Origin of the sequence: Mycobacterium sp. 2-64, from assembly GCF_035918375.1 — a bacterium.
In the GTDB taxonomy this organism is placed as follows: domain Bacteria; phylum Actinomycetota; class Actinomycetes; order Mycobacteriales; family Mycobacteriaceae; genus Mycobacterium; species Mycobacterium intracellulare.
The window spans coordinates 2,554,936-2,572,005 of record NZ_CP142361.1 but is presented as its reverse complement, the minus strand read 5'-3'; the positions used below and the strand labels follow the sequence as shown (position 1 = coordinate 2,572,005).

Genomic DNA, 17,070 nt, shown 5'->3' with positions numbered 1-17,070 from the left:
AACCGAGGAGCACCGTGACCGAGCAGCCCGTCGAGCGTGGTGGTTTCCCGCAGATGCGGTCCTGGCAGGAACCGACTGTCCGCAGCCCGGGCGGTGGCCCGGAGTACGGCGACATGATCGCCGCGTTGCGGGACTTCCTCGACGACGTGGCCGCCGCCGCTCCGGACACAGCGACCATCGAGGCTTTGACCAAAGACCTGAAGAGTTGGGCCGACAGACTGTCCCCCGACGCCGTTCCGGAGCGTAGGCAGATATTCGCCAGAAGACTCGACCTCCCCGGTCACGGTCAGACCATGGCGCCCAGCATCACGATCACAGCGGGAGATCACGACGGCGTGTCCGGCACCGTCACGTTCGGCCGTTACTTCCTTGGTGGTGGTGGCGCCGCCCACGGCGGCGCCATTCCGCTGCTCTTCGACGAGGTGTTGGGTCAGCTCGCCAACTCCGGGGATCGGGAGCCTTCGCGAACCGCGTACCTGCACACCGACTACCGGTCGATCACACCCATCGGGAAGGAACTCACGGTACGCGGGTGGTTCGTCAGCGAGCAGGGACGCAAACGGATCCTGCGCGCGGAGCTGTGTCACGGCGACACCCTCTGCGCAGAAGCCGAGGGATTGTTCATCGTGCTGCGCCCTGATCAACCCTGAGCACCTGTTTCAGCGGACCGTGAATCCGGCGTCCAGCGGCCAGGCCACCCCGGTGATGAACTTCGCCTCGTCGGAGACCAGCCAGGCCACCGCGCCGGCAATGTCCTCGGGCATCAAGATCTGAATGGGCAACGCGTTCTGCATGGCTTCGATGGCAGTGTCGCCAGACTCGAGCAGCTTGCCCATGGTCTCGTTCATCACCATGCCGGTCGCTACGCCAGTGGGGTGAATCGTGTTCACCCGAATCCAGTGCTGCGCGAACTCGTTCGCCCACACCTGCATGAGTCCGACGAGACCGCGCTTGGCGGCGGTGTACGCCTGCCCGCCGACCCGGTCGGTGCCAATGCCCTTGAGGCCTGCGCTGGAACTCGTCAGGACTATGGACCCGCCGCGGCCGCCGTCGATAAGCGCGGGCAGCGCCGCCTCGACCGTGTTCCACACCCCGACCAGGTTCACGTCGACGATGTCTCGGAAGATCTGGCGGCGGTCCCCGTCGCCGCCGAGGCGGATGATGCCCGCGTTGGCGATCACGATGTCCAGCCTGCCGAATTCACGGATGCCGTCGTCGACGGCCTGCTGCAGCGCGTCGGCGTCGCGGACATCGGCCTGGCGAGCGACGATTCGTCTGCCCTCGTTCTCGACGAGCTTGATGGTTTCGTCGAGCTCGTCGGGCGTGGCGTTGGGGTAGTCCATCGAATCGATGTCGCGGCAGATGTCCACCGCAACGATGTCGGCGCCTTCGGAGGCGAGCCGAACCGCGTGTGCGCGGCCCTGACCCCGCGCCGCGCCGGTGATGAACGCTACCCGTCCGTCGTGTCTACCCATTGTCGGTCCTATCCTCTTGTCGGTTGTCGACGTTGAATGTCGCTGTCGCGCTGAATGATCAGTTCACTCAGGGCTATCCGGTCCGGCTTGAGCATCGCCGTCAAGGGCAGCTCGTCGACGATGAGCAGTTCGTCGGGCGCCTTGTAGTCCGCCAGTTCGCTGGTGACGTGTTCGCGAAGCTCGGACAGGGTCGGTGGGGCGGCGCCGTCCGCGGGGACCACGCATGCGACGCCGATCTCGCCGATCACCGGTGCGGAACGGCCAACCACAGCAACTTGTTTCACGCCGGGATGCCCGGCGATCGTCCGCTCGACCTCGCCGGGATGGATGTTGTATCCGCCCCGGATGTACATGTCGCCGCTGCGTCCGACGAGGGTGAGGTTCCCGTCCTCGCCGAGCACGCCGACGTCACCGGTGCGCAGCCATCCGTCCCGCAGCACTTCGGCGGTTAGCTCCGGGTTGCGCCAGTAGCCGCGCATCACGCAGGGTCCGTTCACCTCGACCACTCCATCGGAGCCGATGCGGACATCCATTCCCGTGGCGGGCCGCCCCACGGTACGGAACTGCACTTCGGGGGGATCGGTCGGTTCGGTGCCGCAGATGGTCGGACACTCGGTCATCGCATATCGCACCACGAGCGAAACTCCGACGCGCTCGGCGACCCGGTGTACCAAGTCGGGGGGCGCCGGCGCCGTGGCCGCGATCCCTAACCGTAAGTGCGGCAACGTATCTGCGCTCACGTCGTCGACCTCGAGCAGTTTGGCCCACTGCGTTGGAACGGCACCTGCCACGGTGACCCGTTCAGCGCGCAGGACGTCGAACATGCCCTGCGCCGACCACGGCGTCGGCGGTACCACCAGGGTGCTGCCCCACACCAGCTGGTCCCAGAGCTTGAACATGTAACCGGCGTGGGCGAACGGGGTGGATGTCAGGCGACGGTCGTATGGCGCGCTCATGACGCCGGCCGCCGCCGCACCCGCTGCCAGCCGGTCGGCGTCGTACACCGCACCCTTCGGCGTCCCCGTAGTCCCGCTGGTGAAGACGAGGGCGACCGGATCCCGTCTGCTCAAGTCCACAGCAGGGGGTGCCGATCGTGAGGTAGCTGTATCTAGCGACGCCCTTGACAGCATCCGGCGCCCCCCATCGGGTAGCGCACCGCAACTGCCGTCAGCGACGATCAACCTGGGATCAGCCTGCTGCAGAATGGATTCGAGCTCACGCCAGCCCAGCCGCGGATTCAGTCCGGTGGTGATCGCACCGATCATCGCCGCCGCGGCGTAGCACGTCGCATAGTCGATGCCCGAGGGCAGCCACAGCGCCACCACGTCGCCCTTGGCCACTCCAATTTCGACGAACTGGGCGGCAATGGCTCTTGCCCGATCGATCCACTCCGCGAACGTGATTCGCGCTCCCGGCTCGACGTAGGCCTCGACATCCGCGTGAGCGGCGGCCGCGAACTCCAACATCGACCGTATGTCGGCGACGTCGGAACTCAGCGGTGCGCGTGCCACCTACGGCTCCTCGGCGCCGAGAATCATTGTGGCACTGGAACAGAACCATCCGCCGGTTCCGCTGACGCAGGCAATGCGGGCGTCGGGGACCTGGCGCGGTCCGCATTCACCACGCAGCTGGCGTGCCGCCTCGACCAACAGGAAGAGACCTCGCTGGCCTGGGTGGCAGGCCGAGAGCCCGCCACCATCGGTGTTCGTGGGGAGCTGGCCGCCGAGACGCAATGCGCCCTGCTCGACGAACGCGCCGCCCTCCCCCTTCTGACAGAAGCCGAGATCCTCGAGTGTGAGCAGCAGCATGTAGGTGAACGCATCGTAGAGTTCGGCGACGTCAACGTCCGAGGGTGAGACGCCTGCCCGCGCGAAGGCCAGCGGTCCGCTGACCGACGCCGGGCCGACGGTCAGGTCGTCCCACTGGGAGGTGAGCATGTGCGAGGTGGTCTCGCCCGAGCCAAGCACCCAGACCGGTTTGTTTCGTAGGTCTTTGGCGCGTTCCGCGCTGACCAGCACGACGGCCGCTCCCCCGTCGCTGCGGATGCAGCAGTGCAGCTTCGTGAACGGGTCGGCGATCATCGGGCCCGCGAGCACGTCGTCGACGGTGATGGGGTCCCGGTAATACGCCTCGGGGTTGTCAGCCGCGTTGAACCGCGCCGACACCGCGACCTCGGCGAGTTGCTCGATGGTGGTGCCATAGACGTGCATGTGCCGGCGCGCGGCCATCGCGTACTTGGAAATCAGGGTGTGCCCGTATGGCGCCTCCCATTGCAGTGGTCCGCGCGCACCCCAGTTGATGTTGGCGCCCCGCAAGCCCTTTCGCAGATCAGCCCGCGCAGTCGATCCGTACGTCAGGAGCACCACATCGGCATGCCCGGCGGCAATCGCGTCCGCCGCGTGCGCGGCCATCACCTCCCATGATGCGCCGCCGACCGCCGTCGAGTCGATCCAACGTGACCGCAGGCCGAGATACTCACCGATATCGACCGGGGGCAGCGTGCCCTGACTGGTGGACGCCAGGCCGTCAATGTCCGCCGGCGTCAGCCCGGCGTCGGCCAATGCCCGGCGGCTGGCCTGAGCGATGAGCTCGTAGGGTCCCTTGTCGTCGACCCGCCCAACGTCCGACAGGGCGACACCCGCGATGGCGGTGTTTCTTGAGGCGCCGCTCACTGAGCGCGGTCCTGGGCGAGCAGCTCCGCAAGCACATCGGTGGGCTCGGCGAAGAGGTGCCGAATTAGGTGGGCACGCTTGAGATAGAGGTGCATGTTGTTCTCGAAGGTGTAGCCCATCCCGCCGAACACCTGAATGCCCGCAGCCGCGTTGTCGACTGCGGCCGAGCCGGCCACCGTCGCGGCGGACAGCACCTGCAGCAGCGCATCCGTGCGTCCCTCGGCCAGGGCGATCCCCGCGAAGAACGTCTGCGCCTGCGCCGCCTCCGCGGCGATCTCCATGTCGACGCACGCATGCTTGATGGCCTGGTGCACGCCGATGGGCTTACCGAACTGCTCGCGGGTCTTGGCGTGCTCCGTCGCGGCGGCAGCCGCGGCCGCCGCCAAGCCCGTGAGATAGGCAGCCGCAAGCACCGTGGCACGCGCCCAGATCCATTCGTCCCGTGCCGGCAACCAGTGTAGGGGTTCCGCGGACTCGACTGTGGCGGAGGCCATTCGAGTTCCCGGATCCGCCGCGACCACCGGCGTCAGCGCGCCAAACGACTCGATGTTTACCAATGCAGCGCCATCGCGGGCCACAATCAACGCGTACGAGGCCCCCGCCGGCTCGAACAGGTCGAAGGTGCCCTTAACAGGTTGCGCCCCGCCGTCGCCACGAAGGACCGCAAGCGCCACCGTCGCATTGCCTGCCCCTATCCGCTCCGCCAGCGCTGCGTCCCCGCAGCGGGCCGCGACCCGGGCGGCGAGTGTGCCCGCGAGGAACGGACCGGGTGCCAGCCGCCTGCCGAGTTCGATGAACAGCAAGACTTCGTCGTCGAAGGGCCTCCCCGAGCCGCCCGACTCCTCATCGAGTCCGAGCGTGAGCAGTCCGAGCTCGGCGCATTCTCGCCAAAGCGCTTCGGGCACAGCCGCTTCAGTGTGACGGTTGGTGCGGATATGTTCCACGGGCAGCCGCTCGGCAAGGAATTCTCCCGCCGCCGCCACGATTTCGAGTTGCTCAGGTCCTGGAAGCAGATCCACGGTCATCTCCTGTCTGGGTCACCTGGGCAGCCCCAGCACACGTTCGCCGACGATATTGCGCTGAATCTCAGACGTGCCGCCCCCGATGGCCTGCGAGAAGCTGTAGTAGTAGTAACCGACCCACCCGTCGACGTCCCACCGCGAAGAGTGCCGAAGGGATTCGGGACCGACGATGTCCAACGCCAACTTGCCGATCTCCTTGGCCAATTCGGCGTACATCAGCTTGACGATCGACCCGCGCGGCCCCGGCGTCTCCGTTTTCATCGCCTCGCAGATGTTGGTGTAGGTAAGTGCCCGCAGCGACGCAACCGAGGCGCGCGCCCTGGCCAGCCGACGCGCAATCTCATCATCGGCAATGGCGGGTCTGCGCCCGTCAGGGCCGACGTGGTCACGGGCGTAGTCGATGAGGTCCTCGATGATCTTCGCCAGCCGAACCTGGTTGGCGGTGAACGCGGTGCCGCGTTCGAAGGACAGCGTGGCCATCGCCACCGACCAACCCTCCCCGACGTCGCCGACGACGTTGGACAGCGGGATGCGGACGTCGTCGTAGAACACCTCGCAGAACTCAGAACCGCCCTCGATCGTCTCGATGGGTCGGATGTCGATGCCCGGTGTGCTCATGTCACAGATCACCCAGGTGATGCCCTTGTGCTTACTGCCGGTGTTGTCGGTGCGCACCAACAACTCCTGGTAGTCGGCGACGGTCGCGAAGCTGGTCCACAGCTTCTGGCCCGACACCACCAGGTGCTCTCCGTCGATGACGGCTTTGGTCCGCAGAGCCGCCAGATCCGATCCGGCATCGGGCTCGGAGAACCCCTGACACCAGATCACCTCGCCGCGAAGGATCTTCGGTAAGTGGAACGACTTCTGCTCGTCGGTCGCCCTGGTGATCAGAGTCGGTCCGGCATGCGAGTTCCCCACGAAGCATGCATCGATTCCCGGAAAACCCCGAGCCGCGTACTCCTCGTACCAGATCAGCTGCTGCATCAGAGACAGGCCCTGGCCGCCGTACGCCTCCGGCCAGGCAATGCCCGCCCAGCCGCCCTGCCACTGAGTGTGCTGCCAAGCCAGGTCGTACTCGCGGATGCCTGCGTCGTCGCGGGGCCGGGGCTCGGTCGGCTTGTGCTCGTCGAGCCACGTTCGGACCCGATCGCGGAACTCGAGCTGGTCAGCCGTGAAGTCGAGATCCATGGTACCCAACTATAGGTGACACAACAGTCAGAAACAAAGGTCTTGCACTCGATCAATGCGATCAGCATGCGCGTTGGAACTGCAGTCGATAGACGCCCACACGAGTGACACTCAAGTCAGAATTATCTACGTTCGCGCCATCGGGCGTTTGCCTGCAGCTTCGGCGATCGCCGCGAACACCTCCAAGTTCTCAGGGACCGGTTCAGGCGTCATTTCGGGTCCATAGCGGACTACGAGCCCCGTCAGCCCGCAGTCCAGCCAGGGTTCGACACGCGTGCGGATCCGGGAGACCGGACCAACCAGCCAGCCCTCGTCGATTGTATTCGTCCGGCACCGCGTCCAGGGCCTCCTGCCAAAGCGCACCCTCCAGCAATGTGCCGCCGGCCTGTACTCGCGCTTCGGCCTCGACGGCGTCCACGTCGGCGAGCATGTCGGCGAGCCGCTGCGCGAGCTCGGAATAGCCCCGCGCCTCCATGAACGGCCGCAACATCGCCGACCAGGTGACGACGAACTCCTTGAAGGGGTGCATGGCCGCTCGCACGTCGTCGTCGACGAGCACGTCGACGTGGGCCCAGATCGCGAAGTCATGGAGGCCCTTGCCGTCGTTCCTGCGATCGAAACCGCGTAGAAGCAGTGGCACAACGGCGGGCAACATGCCGGGGGTGAATGCCGGCGGAAACCACCCGTCAGCCACTTCGGCAGCCAGACTGACCATTTCGGGTCCCGCCGCCGCCATCAGGATCGGAAGCTCGGCCAAGACGTCCAGTCCGACGGCGACCGGCGCAACACCAGTGGCGTCCTGCCCTCGGTAAGGTGCTGACCACTCGGTGCCCTCGTGCTCGATGGTGTCGCCCCTCAACGCCTGTCGCAGGATCGAGACGTAGTCCCGCATCCGCCGCGTAGGGCTTCCCCACTTCCGGCCGTAGAAGCCCTCCGCGGCAACCGGACTGGAACTGCCGAGCCCGATCATCACGCGTCCACCACCGGCGAGGTGGTCGACGGTCTGGAATGCCATCGCCGCCAATGCTGGAGGTCGGCTGGTCACCTGGGCGATGCGGGTACCGAGCTTCAATCTCGAGGTGTGTCCGGCAATGTACCCCAGCGGGACGAGCCCTTCGGATCCATAGCCTTCCGCCGTGAACACCGCGTCATAGCCGAGTTCCTCGGAGTACCGAATGCGTTCCAGGGGAACGCTGAACCGGCGGTCGTGCCAGCGAACTTCGGTGGCGAGCTCGATCATGAACGTGACTGCTTGTACTCGTCCACCAGCTTCTCGGCGCCGCGGGCCAGCAGGGCCACGTCGGCGCCGACCAGAACGAAACTGGCCCCCGCTGCGAGGTATCGCTGCGCGATCGTCTTGTTGAAGGCGTTGACTCCTGCGCTCTTTCCGTGCTTCACGATGGTCGCCAGCGCGGTCTCGATGGTGCTCACTACGTCGGAATGCTCCGGCTGCCCGAGCTTGCCCATCGAGGCCGCCAGGTCTGCGGGCCCGATGAACACGGCGTCCACGCCGTCGACGTCGGCGATGTCACCCAGATGCGCCAGACCGGACAGCGACTCCACCTGAACCGTCAGCGACACCGATGCATCGGCGGTGGCCAGATAGTCGGAGATGCGGTTCCACCGGGATGCCCGGGCGAGCGCGCTCCCGACGCCGCGGATGCCCGCCGGCGGGTAGCGGGTGGCGGCCACCGCCCTAGCGGCCGCGCTCGCATCATCGACCATCGGGACGATGAGATTCTGCGCGCCGATGTCGAGCAGTCGCTTGATGGATACCGGGTCGGCGGATGGCGGGCGCACCAGCACGTCGACGTCGGGGTATCCCGCGAGCACTTGCAATTGTTCGAGTGTGGTGCTCAGCTCGTTGGGCGCGTGTTCCTGATCCAGGAGCACCCAGTCGATTCCGGATCCCGCGCAGACCTCGGTGACATAACCGCTGCCCGAGGCCAGCCACATGCCGATTCGCGGCGCTCCGGCTGCGATGCGCTCCGTCCATCGGTTTGTCACGAAGCCTCGCGATCAAAGGAGACCGTCACCGTGCCGAGCGGTCCGTAGTCCGCGACGAAGGTGTCCCCCGGCTCGGCGAACACCGGTTTGGTGAACGAGCCCGACAGGATCACCTCGCCGGGGTGCAGCGAAACCCCATGTGGGGCAAGCCGGTTCACAAGCCACGCGACGCCGTTGCCGGGGTGGTTGAGTACGGCCGCCGCCACCCCGGACTCCTCGATCACGCCGTTGCGCAGCAGTAACGCCGCAACCCAGCGCAGATCCACGTCCAGCGGCCGCACCACCCGCCCGCCCAAGACCAGACCGGCGTCGGCCGCGTTGTCGGCGATGGTGTCGACGATGGTGCGCAGGTGACCGGTCTCGGGGTCCGACATCTGCACCCTGGCGTCGAGGATCTCCAGCGCCGGGGTGACGAACTCGGTAGCCCGCAGCACGTCGAAGAGGGTGACGCCCGGCCCGCGGAGCTCCTCACCGAGGACGAACGCCAGCTCGACCTCGATGCGCGGCCGGATGAAGCGTCCGACCGGAACACGGCCGCCATCCTCGACGAACATGTCGTCGAACAGCGCGCCGTAGTCGGGTTCGTCGATCGACACGGCACGTTGCATCACCTTTGACGTTAGCCCGATCTTGCGGCCCTTGACCTCTCGCCCGTCGGCGACCTTGAGCGCGACGAGCGCCCGCTGGACCGCGTAGGCGTCCTCGATCGTCATGTCGGGATAGTCCAGCGACAGCTGCCGGATCGGCGCGCGGTTCTGCTCGGCCTCATACAGCCGACGTGCGATGTCCGCGAGCTCATTCTCGGCCGGCCTGGTCATGATCGGATGCGCTTCGCGCGAGCGCTCATCATCGCGTCAGGAACTCGACGGCTGCGGCATTGAACGACTCGGGGTCCTCGAAGTGCGGCCAGTGCCGCACTGTAGCCATCTCGAACACCTCGGAGTTCGGAATCAAATCGGCGATGGTGCGTGCGGTGTCCTGATACACGCCGTGATCCTTGCCGGAGGCCACGATCATCACAGGCGCGGTGATGCTGCGCCACTTGTCGTCGGGAATCAGGTTGCGGTTGCGCACCTTCTCGTCCTGAAGGATCAGCAGCCGATCGATGGTGTTGCGAGTGTCCTCGCGCCGATATACCGCTTGGCGTAAGCCGATCAGGTCGGGCAGTCGATTGCTCTCGTCAGCAATCAGATGTGCGAACACGGCGTGCAAGGACTCCCACGTCGGCTCGTTGACCGCCTTGGTCCGTTCCGCCCGGATGCGCGCCATGTTCGACGCCGACGCCTCGCGGCCGGCCGGCGACATCAGGATCACCTTGTCCACCCGATCGGGATGACCGACGGTCACTGCAGACGCGACGAACGCCCCGAGGGACATGGCGACGAAGTTGGCCGATGTCATGCCGAAGTGGTCCATCACACCCAACACGTGTTCCACGTAGACGGCGATCTCGTAGTCGTAGTCCGGCTTGTCGGAGAATCCGTTTCCGACCATGTCGATGGCCACGCAATGGAAGTGCTCGGAGAGCGCGGCCAGGTTGGGTGCGAACGTCTCCCAGTGGCCGCCCGTGCCGTGCAGGAGGATCGCATGCGGCTTGTCCGGGCTGCCGGCCTCGACATATCGCGTGCGAACCACCGCGCCGTTGACCGGCACGTCGACGAATCCCTGCCGAAATTCCAGCTCCTTGAGATACATCCAGAGGCTCCGGTAGTTCTCGGTGTCCAGCCGGGTGACGCCGTCGGCGTCGGTCTTCTTCTCCGTTGCCTGCGATTGGTTGACGTGCTCCCCGCCATGAACGGCGGGGATTCCCGTACGGCTAGGCCGCTGTTGGGGTGCTTCCTGATTCATCGCCCTGTGCCTCCCGAGTTGCAGGAGGACTTATCGGGGCTCCAAAAGCGTTTAGTCTCTCCGCCCGCCCGGCGGCGAGAATGACTTTGGCGGCGTTGTGGTCGCGATCGTGGACCGCCCGGCACGCCGGGCACGTCCACTGCCGGACCTGTAGCGGGAGTTCGTCGAGCCGATGCCCACACTCCGAGCATGTCTTGCTCGATGCCAACCACCGCGACACCGTGTGCACGGTGCGCCCGTAGCGGTCGGCCTTCTCGCCGATGATCCGCACGAACTGGCCCCAGCCCGCGTCCGAGATCGCGCGGGCCAGTCGGCGATTTTTGACCATGCCCACAATGTTGAGGTCCTCGACGTGGATCACTTGGTTCTCGCGAACCAACGCCAAAGCCTGCTTGTGGTGATAGTCCCGCCGAGTACGCGCCACCTCGTTGTGTGCGACCGCGACTTTGCGCCGCGTCTTGTCCCTGTTTGCTGATCCTTTCTGCCGGCGGGACTTCTCCCGCTCCAACCGCGCCAGCTTGCGCAGCTTGCGACCCAAATGCTTCGGATTCGCCACATCCGTACGCACACAATCTGTCGCGGCGATGGTCGCCAACCGCGTGATCCCCACGTCGATCCCGGCCTCCCGCTGCACCGGCGGCAACGGTGACGCCGGCACGTCGACGACGAAACTGGCGTAGAAGCGCCCATCCGGCTCGCGGATGATCGTGACCGATGACGGGTCGCTCGGCAGATCTCGCGACCAGCGCACCGGCACCTCGCCCACTTTCGCCACAAACAGCCGACCATTGGGCCGTACGGAAAATCCGTTGCGGGTGAGCCGAAACGACTGCCGATGATCCTTGCGCGACTTCATGCGTGGTCGGCCCACCTTGCGGCCGCTGCGTTTCCCGCTGATTGAGTCGAAGAAGTAGCGCCACGCCCGGCGGGAGTCGTTGACCGACTGAACCAACGCCACACTGGGCACCTCGCACAGCCACCCTCGCGCCTCTGTGCTCTTCGCAACGGTAATGACGCGGCGCTGAATCTCGCTGTCCGACAGTTTGATCCCGGCCTGATAGGCCTCGTCGCGCAGGCGCAGTGCGTCGTTGAACACCACCCGGCAACACCCGAACACCCGCGACAGCATCGACTGCTGGGCTGGTGTCGGTTCGATGCGGTACCGGTAGCGCATCTGCATGATCCGACCCTAAGCCCGCGCACTGACAACCCAGACCTATCGCCGCGCCCGCATGCACGGCCACCTCTGGTCGCCGTCCTACTTCACCGTCTCCTAAGGCGGCGCACCTCTGTCCATCACCGAGCAGTACATCGAGAAACAAACCCGCCCACTCTGAACGCCGGGCTACGTCCGGCGATACGCACGACGGGCTAACCCCAGACTGATGTACAAGGTTTGGGCCCAAAGATCCGGTCATATTGCCCCTTCTTACCCTTGTTTCTGACAGCAATGTCAACTTACGCCACCGGCGTTCTACGTGTCCAGATATGGTCGCATAGTCGATATGTTCGCATGTAGAGAAACACTTATGCCCTCCTGAGGATATCCAATCATGTGGCTACCGCTTGGCCGCCTTCCATTGATTCTGACAGTCATATGCGGTAAAACTGGGCAGGTGGACACTCCGTCGGGACGTCGCGTGCTCGCCGAGCTGGTGAACGAGTTCGCGGCCGTGCGGGTGTCGCTGGACGTCAGCGGCAATGGCCCGCGCCTGCTCGTCGAGGATCTCGAGGGCGGCGAGCACGTGTTTCTGTGTCCGCTGGAGCTGGCCAGCTTCACCTTGGCTACGCCCGAAGACCGCGAGGAGTGGCTGCGCGTCGGCAACTACCGGGGTGAACGTCGACCCAGGGAAGCGCCGTGAGCGCCTCGGCCGTCGACCTGGTCGGCTTGGGCATGACCGAGATGTCGCTTCGCCCCGGCGCCGCGCCCCTCGAATTGGCGGCAAGGGCAAGCACGGCCGCACTGGCCGACGCCGGAATCGGGCGTGCCGATGTCGACGGGCTTCTGGTCGGCTCCTCGCAGGGCATTCGGCCGGACCGGCTGGGTGTCGGATTCGCCGCGCAGGGCGGCTTCTCGGACCTGCGCCTCCTCGAGCACGTCGAGATCAAGGGCGCGACGACCATCGCCATGATCCAGCGTGCGCGCCACGCGATCACCACGGGTGAGGCGTCCACCGTGCTGTGCGTCTTCGCCGACGCGCCGCTGGTCGCCGACCGGGGTGCGGGATCGACCTACGCCCACAGTGGGGGCAACTCAGGCGTGCGCGGGCTTGAGCGTGCGTCAGGTCTGCTCGGGTCGGTGCCGACGTACGCGCTGATGGCGCAACGGTGGCTGCACGTGACGGGCACCACCCCCGATGCACTGCGCTCCGTGGCCACCACGGCGCGCGGATGGGCGCGGGGCAATCCCGATGCCGTCAACCGCGAACCGCTCGACGACGCCGGCTACGACGCGAGTCCGATGATCTCGGAGCCGTTGCGGCTGCTGGACTGCGCCCGGCCAGTGAACGGCGCGGTCGCGGTGGTGCTGACCGGCCGCAGTTCGGTTGGCACCCAACGACTTCGCATCCGCGGCACTGGCCGCCACCATCCGGTACGGCGACGGCGTGCAGGCGCCGAGTCGTGGTTCGGGGGCGGCGGCCGGGCCGTGGACGACGCGCTCGAGCAAGCCGGCATGCAACGGTCGGACCTCGACGTCGCCGAGCTCTACGACCCGTTTTCGATCGTGACCTTGATGCTGCTCGATGAGTACCGGCTCACCGGCGAGGTACCGGCCGGCGCCTTCGTGCGCGACGGCCACACCGGCCGGGGTGGCACGCTGCCCACGAATACGGGTGGCGGGCAGCTCTCCGGCTTCTATCTGCAGGGCATGACGCCGCTGGCCGAAGCGGTGATCCAGCTGCGCGGTACAGGCGGCGACCGCCAGATTCCGGCCGCAACGGTCGCACTGGTCGGCGGCATCGGCGGCCGTGTCGACCACCACGCTGCGCTGGTATTGGAGCGGGCGACATGAGTGCTGCCGTCAAGCCCGCCGCGCAAGTAGTCCACGACTGGCTGCTCGACCCTTCGCTGGCGCCGCAGACCGCCGGCGACCGGTTGGCACCGCTCTACGAAGCGGCAGCCCGCGGCGAGCTCGCCCTGCCCTTCTGCGCGGGATGTGCTCAGCCGCTCGACCTTGAACAGGAAGTCTGCGACTCCTGCGGATCCGCCGAATGTGGCTGGCGCACTGTGGAATTGCATGGCACCGTTCATTCGGCCACCTTGATGCACCGGCGCGAGCCCGGCTTGGTGCGTGCGCAACGGCCCTACCCCATCGTCGACGTCGAACTTTCGAGTGGCCACCGCTTGGTGATGACCACCGCACTCCCCGCGGACACGGCTCCGACCATCGGCACCGTGGTTCACATCGGCTTTCGCCGGCTCGGCGACATTGCAATTCCAGCCATTGACATTTTGGAGGACGAGTGACGACACTCGAATCAGCCCCGCCCCTTGACGAGTTCGACGTCAGCAAGATCATCCGGAGTGACCGAGTACACGGGTCGGTCTACACCTCGGCCGAAATCTTCCGCCGGGAAATGGACACCATCTTCAAGACCGGCTGGGTCTTCGTTGCGCACGAAAGCGAGGTGAGTGAACGGGGCGACTACCTCACCCGGATGATCGGGTATGACCCCGTCGTCGTGGTGCGCGGCAAGGACGGCGTCGTGCGGGTGGTGCTCAACCGATGCACCCACCGCGCGAACAAGCTGTGCAACGCGGAAAAGGGCAACGCCAACTCGTTCCGGTGCCCGTACCACGGCTGGACATTCAATAACACTGGTGCGCTGCAAGGTGTTCCGATGCGGGAAGGGTATGGGAAGGCCTTCAACGAGATCCGCTCCGAACTTGGTCTTGCCCAGGCTCCACGGGTCGACAGTTACGGCGGCTTCGTCTTCGCCTCGCTTGCGGCTGAGGGTATCTCGCTGCGCGAGCACCTCGGCAACGCGACACATGCCATCGATCGACTGCTCAACCTGTCCCCGAACCGTGAGATCGACTTGCGGGCCAACTGGATGAAGCACCTGCACCACGCCAACTGGAAGATGGTGGTGGAGAACAATGTCGACGGCTACCACGCGCTCTTCACGCATGCCTCGGTATACGACGCCATCAAGCCCGCCAAGGTGTCACACGTACCGACCAAGGTCGACGTGCTGGTCCGCGACCTCGGAAACGGCCACTCTGAGATCGACTACAGCGACGAATACCGCAAGCTCGACGAGGAATTCGTCTGGTACGGCCGGATCCCGCGGGCGAAGCTGGCCTCCTACGTCGAGACATTGGAGCAGGCCTACGGTCCCGAGCAGGCACACGACGCCCTCGTGGTGGGTCCACCCCACACGCTGATCTGGCCCAACCTGTTCTTGGCGGAGATGAACGTCATGTTCGTCGAGCCACAGGCCCCCGACCGCACCGTGGCCTACACCACCGCGGTATTGATACCTGGTCAGGACGCGTTAAACGAACGCACGCTGCGGCGCTCCGAGGGGGCGATGGGTCCGGCGGGGTTCCTCATCGCCGACGACGGCGAGATCGGCATGCGCAACCAGGCCGGCCTGGCCGCCGAACTGCCGGAATGGCTCGTACTGGCGCGCGGTAGCGAAAACGACGTGCACGACAAGACCGGAATCATCAACCGGGACAAGAGCGCTGAGACGCCACAGCGCGGGTTCTATTCCCAGTGGGCGGCCGTCGTCGGTGGAGGGGCGGGAGCGTGACAGTCAACGCTCAGTCGGAACAGCCGGCGCCCCAGACCCGCCCGACGCTGCGGCCACTGCCCGATGCCGACATCCTGTCCTTCTTGTATCTGGAGGCTCGACTCGCCGACGAAGGCCGGTACTCCGAGTGGGAAGCACTGTGGGCGGATGATGACGACACCGTCGAGTATCGGGTGCCCATGCACCCCGATGACGACCCGCGGACCACGCTGGCCTACATCAACGACAACCGGCGGCGCATCAAGAGCCGCGTCGCTCAGCTCAACACCGGCAACCGGCACTCCCAAACGCCGCCGTCGGTAATGCGGCGCATCATCTCCAACAGTGAGGTGATTGAGGATGCCGACGGTCTGATTACGGTCGAATCCAACTTCTCGCTGTTTGAATACCGTATCCGCCAACGTTTCTGGGCCGGCCGCGTCCGCCACACGGTCAGGCGAACACCGGGCGGCCCACGGCTGGTCCGCAAGGTCGTGCACCTGGTCGACGCGGGCGGAGCCGTCGATACGTTGGCATTCCTGATATGAGGTTGTGCAACTGATGCTTATCGGTGATATCGCCACCAACAACGCCCGCCGCTACCCGGACAAGCGCGCCCTGGTCGACGCCGACCGGGTGCACACCTGGGCCCAGGTCGACGAGCGGGCCCGGCGGTTGGCCGGCTTCCTCGCCGAGCGTGGGCTGGAACCCGGCGACCGCGTAATGGTGATCGCGCGCAACTGCATCGAATGGCCGGAGATCTCGTTCGGGCTCGCCAAGGCCGGGTTGATCGCCGTGCCGGTGAACATCCGGCTGGCGCCCGACGAAGTGGCCCACGCCCGCGACGACTGCGGCGCGAGCGCGGTGATCATCCACGCCGATCACCTCGACAAATTCCTCGGCGAACTGAGCGGGCTGGGGCTGGTTTTGGGCATCGGCGCCCAATCGCAAAAAGGCCTCAGCGAGTTGGTCACCGACTACGAGACGGCACTGGCGCAAGCCCAGCCGAGCGCTGGGCGCGGCGACATCTCGCCGGACGACATCGCCGTCATCCTCTACACCAGCGGCACCACCGGTCGCGCCAAGGGTGTAATGCACACCCACCGCGGGCTGCTTTATCAGGCGGCGGACACCAACCTGGTGACCGAGGCCAACCGGTCCGACGTCATGCTGGCCACCACCCCGTTCTTCACCGCGGGTGGCATGGTGCGCACCGTGTCCTGGCTCTACCTGGGTCAGACCATGGTGATCCACCAACGCTTCGATCCGCAGGCGGTCATCGACGAGATCGAACGCAGCGCGATCACCTTCACCACGTTCATCCCGACGATGCTGCACCGCACGTTGGCGATCCTGGAAGACGGTCCCCCACGGGACATGTCGAGCCTGCGGCGAATCTCCTACGGTTCGGCGCCCGTGCCGCCAGGCCTGGCACGCAAGGCAATGGACCTGCTCGGCTGCGACCTACAGCAGCGGTACGGACTGACCGAATGCGGCGGGCAGGCAACCATTCTCACGCCGCAGGACCACCGCGACATCGTTGCGGGCAGGACGTCCATCGCCACGTCGTGCGGCCAGGAGACACCGATGTGCGCGATTCGCGTCATCGACGCCGACGGCAGCGACGCCCCCACCGGCGAAGTCGGCGAGATCGTCATCGTCAGTCCCGCCAACTCCGTCGGCTATTGGAAGCTACCCGAGAAGACTGCCGAGACGTTCCAGTCCGACGGGCTGCGTACCGGCGATCTGGGCTACCTGGACGCCGACGGCTACCTCCACATCACCGGCCGCCGCACAGACCTCATCATCTCCGGCGGTTTCAACGTCTACCCCGCCGAGATCGAGCGGGTCATCGCGCAGCACACCGACGTGGACATGGTTGCGGTGGTAGGCGTGCCGGACCCGGAATGGGGCGAGACCCCGGTGGCCGTCGTCATTGCGAAATCCCACGTCGACGACACCGATGCGCTGACCCGCGAGCTCACCTCGCTGTGCCGCGAGAAGTTGGCCGGCTACAAGCAACCGCGTCGTTTCGAATACCGCGAGGAATTCCCGCTCGGCCCGGCCGGAAAGATCCTCAAACGCGAGATCGCTAACCAAGTTATACAGGTATGATCGA

General features: G+C 65.9%; 17 protein-coding genes. 7 read left to right on the top strand and 10 right to left on the bottom strand.

What is annotated here, in order from left to right; all coding sequences use genetic code 11:
- The first annotated feature begins 53 nt into the window (after positions 1–53).
- Positions 54–650 carry a PaaI family thioesterase gene (locus tag QGN31_RS12230; RefSeq protein WP_080588065.1) on the top strand — a complete coding sequence of 199 codons (597 nt, stop codon included), beginning with the start codon at positions 54–56 and terminating at the stop codon, positions 648–650.
- Positions 651–659: 9 nt separating this feature from the next.
- Here QGN31_RS12230 and QGN31_RS12225 read toward each other — a convergent pair whose 3' ends face one another.
- The 10 genes from QGN31_RS12225 to QGN31_RS12180 all read right to left on the bottom strand — a co-directional run bounded on the left by QGN31_RS12225 (position 660) and on the right by QGN31_RS12180 (position 11,392).
- Positions 660–1,475 (bottom strand): mycofactocin-coupled SDR family oxidoreductase, encoded by an 816-nt coding sequence (locus QGN31_RS12225; RefSeq protein WP_014384943.1) that lies wholly within the window; start codon positions 1,473–1,475, stop codon positions 660–662.
- A gap of 8 nt (positions 1,476–1,483) precedes the next feature.
- Positions 1,484–2,986, bottom strand: a complete 1,503-nt coding sequence (locus tag QGN31_RS12220) for a class I adenylate-forming enzyme family protein (RefSeq protein WP_014384944.1) — start codon at positions 2,984–2,986, stop codon at positions 1,484–1,486.
- The gene (locus tag QGN31_RS12215) at positions 2,987–4,147 is read right to left on the bottom strand and encodes an acetyl-CoA acetyltransferase (RefSeq protein ID WP_014384945.1); all 1,161 of its coding nucleotides are present in this window, start codon (positions 4,145–4,147) and stop codon (positions 2,987–2,989) included. It lies immediately after the preceding gene.
- Positions 4,144–5,172, bottom strand: coding sequence for an acyl-CoA dehydrogenase family protein (locus QGN31_RS12210; RefSeq protein ID WP_201407131.1), 1,029 nt, complete (start codon positions 5,170–5,172; stop codon positions 4,144–4,146). Before QGN31_RS12210 ends, QGN31_RS12215 begins: the two co-directional genes overlap by 4 nt.
- Before the next feature lie 12 nt (positions 5,173–5,184).
- A complete protein-coding gene (locus QGN31_RS12205; protein ID WP_014384947.1) occupies positions 5,185–6,357 on the bottom strand; it encodes an acyl-CoA dehydrogenase family protein in 1,173 nt (390 codons plus the stop codon).
- Positions 6,358–6,559: 202 nt separating this feature from the next.
- Entirely contained in the window at positions 6,560–7,597 is a 1,038-nt protein-coding gene (locus QGN31_RS12200) for an LLM class flavin-dependent oxidoreductase (protein WP_236593130.1), read from the bottom strand.
- Entirely contained in the window at positions 7,594–8,364 is a 771-nt protein-coding gene (locus QGN31_RS12195; protein ID WP_041785004.1) for an aldolase/citrate lyase family protein, read from the bottom strand. The genes QGN31_RS12200 and QGN31_RS12195 overlap by 4 nt, the downstream gene beginning before the upstream one ends.
- Positions 8,361–9,182, bottom strand: coding sequence for a 2-oxo-hept-4-ene-1,7-dioate hydratase (gene hpaH / locus QGN31_RS12190; protein ID WP_014384950.1), 822 nt, complete (start codon positions 9,180–9,182; stop codon positions 8,361–8,363). Before hpaH ends, QGN31_RS12195 begins: the two co-directional genes overlap by 4 nt.
- Before the next feature lie 28 nt (positions 9,183–9,210).
- Complete coding sequence (locus QGN31_RS12185; RefSeq protein WP_139826539.1) at positions 9,211–10,059, bottom strand: alpha/beta fold hydrolase; 849 nt, start codon at positions 10,057–10,059, stop codon at positions 9,211–9,213.
- Between the two features lie 121 nt (positions 10,060–10,180).
- Positions 10,181–11,392: an RNA-guided endonuclease InsQ/TnpB family protein gene (locus QGN31_RS12180; RefSeq protein ID WP_014384952.1), complete on the bottom strand. Its 1,212-nt coding sequence runs from the start codon at positions 11,390–11,392 to the stop codon at positions 10,181–10,183.
- 436 nt (positions 11,393–11,828) lie between these two features.
- Between QGN31_RS12180 and QGN31_RS12175 the strand changes: the two genes are divergently transcribed.
- Genes QGN31_RS12175 through QGN31_RS12150 form a run of 6 tightly spaced genes read left to right on the top strand, consistent with a single transcriptional unit; the run spans position 11,829 to position 17,066 of the window.
- Positions 11,829–12,074, top strand: a complete 246-nt coding sequence (locus QGN31_RS12175; RefSeq protein WP_041785005.1) for a hypothetical protein — start codon at positions 11,829–11,831, stop codon at positions 12,072–12,074.
- A 32-nt stretch (positions 12,075–12,106) separates the two neighbouring features.
- Positions 12,107–13,225, top strand: coding sequence for a thiolase family protein (locus tag QGN31_RS12170; RefSeq protein WP_041785632.1), 1,119 nt, complete (start codon positions 12,107–12,109; stop codon positions 13,223–13,225).
- Complete coding sequence (locus QGN31_RS12165; RefSeq protein WP_014384955.1) at positions 13,222–13,680, top strand: Zn-ribbon domain-containing OB-fold protein; 459 nt, start codon at positions 13,222–13,224, stop codon at positions 13,678–13,680. Before QGN31_RS12170 ends, QGN31_RS12165 begins: the two co-directional genes overlap by 4 nt.
- Positions 13,677–14,972 carry an aromatic ring-hydroxylating oxygenase subunit alpha gene (locus tag QGN31_RS12160; protein WP_014384956.1) on the top strand — a complete coding sequence of 432 codons (1,296 nt, stop codon included), beginning with the start codon at positions 13,677–13,679 and terminating at the stop codon, positions 14,970–14,972. Before QGN31_RS12165 ends, QGN31_RS12160 begins: the two co-directional genes overlap by 4 nt.
- Entirely contained in the window at positions 14,969–15,499 is a 531-nt protein-coding gene (locus QGN31_RS12155) for an aromatic-ring-hydroxylating dioxygenase subunit beta (protein ID WP_014384957.1), read from the top strand. The genes QGN31_RS12160 and QGN31_RS12155 overlap by 4 nt, the downstream gene beginning before the upstream one ends.
- Before the next feature lie 13 nt (positions 15,500–15,512).
- Positions 15,513–17,066: a class I adenylate-forming enzyme family protein gene (locus QGN31_RS12150; RefSeq protein WP_179960076.1), complete on the top strand. Its 1,554-nt coding sequence runs from the start codon at positions 15,513–15,515 to the stop codon at positions 17,064–17,066.
- Positions 17,067–17,070: the final 4 nt, after the last annotated feature.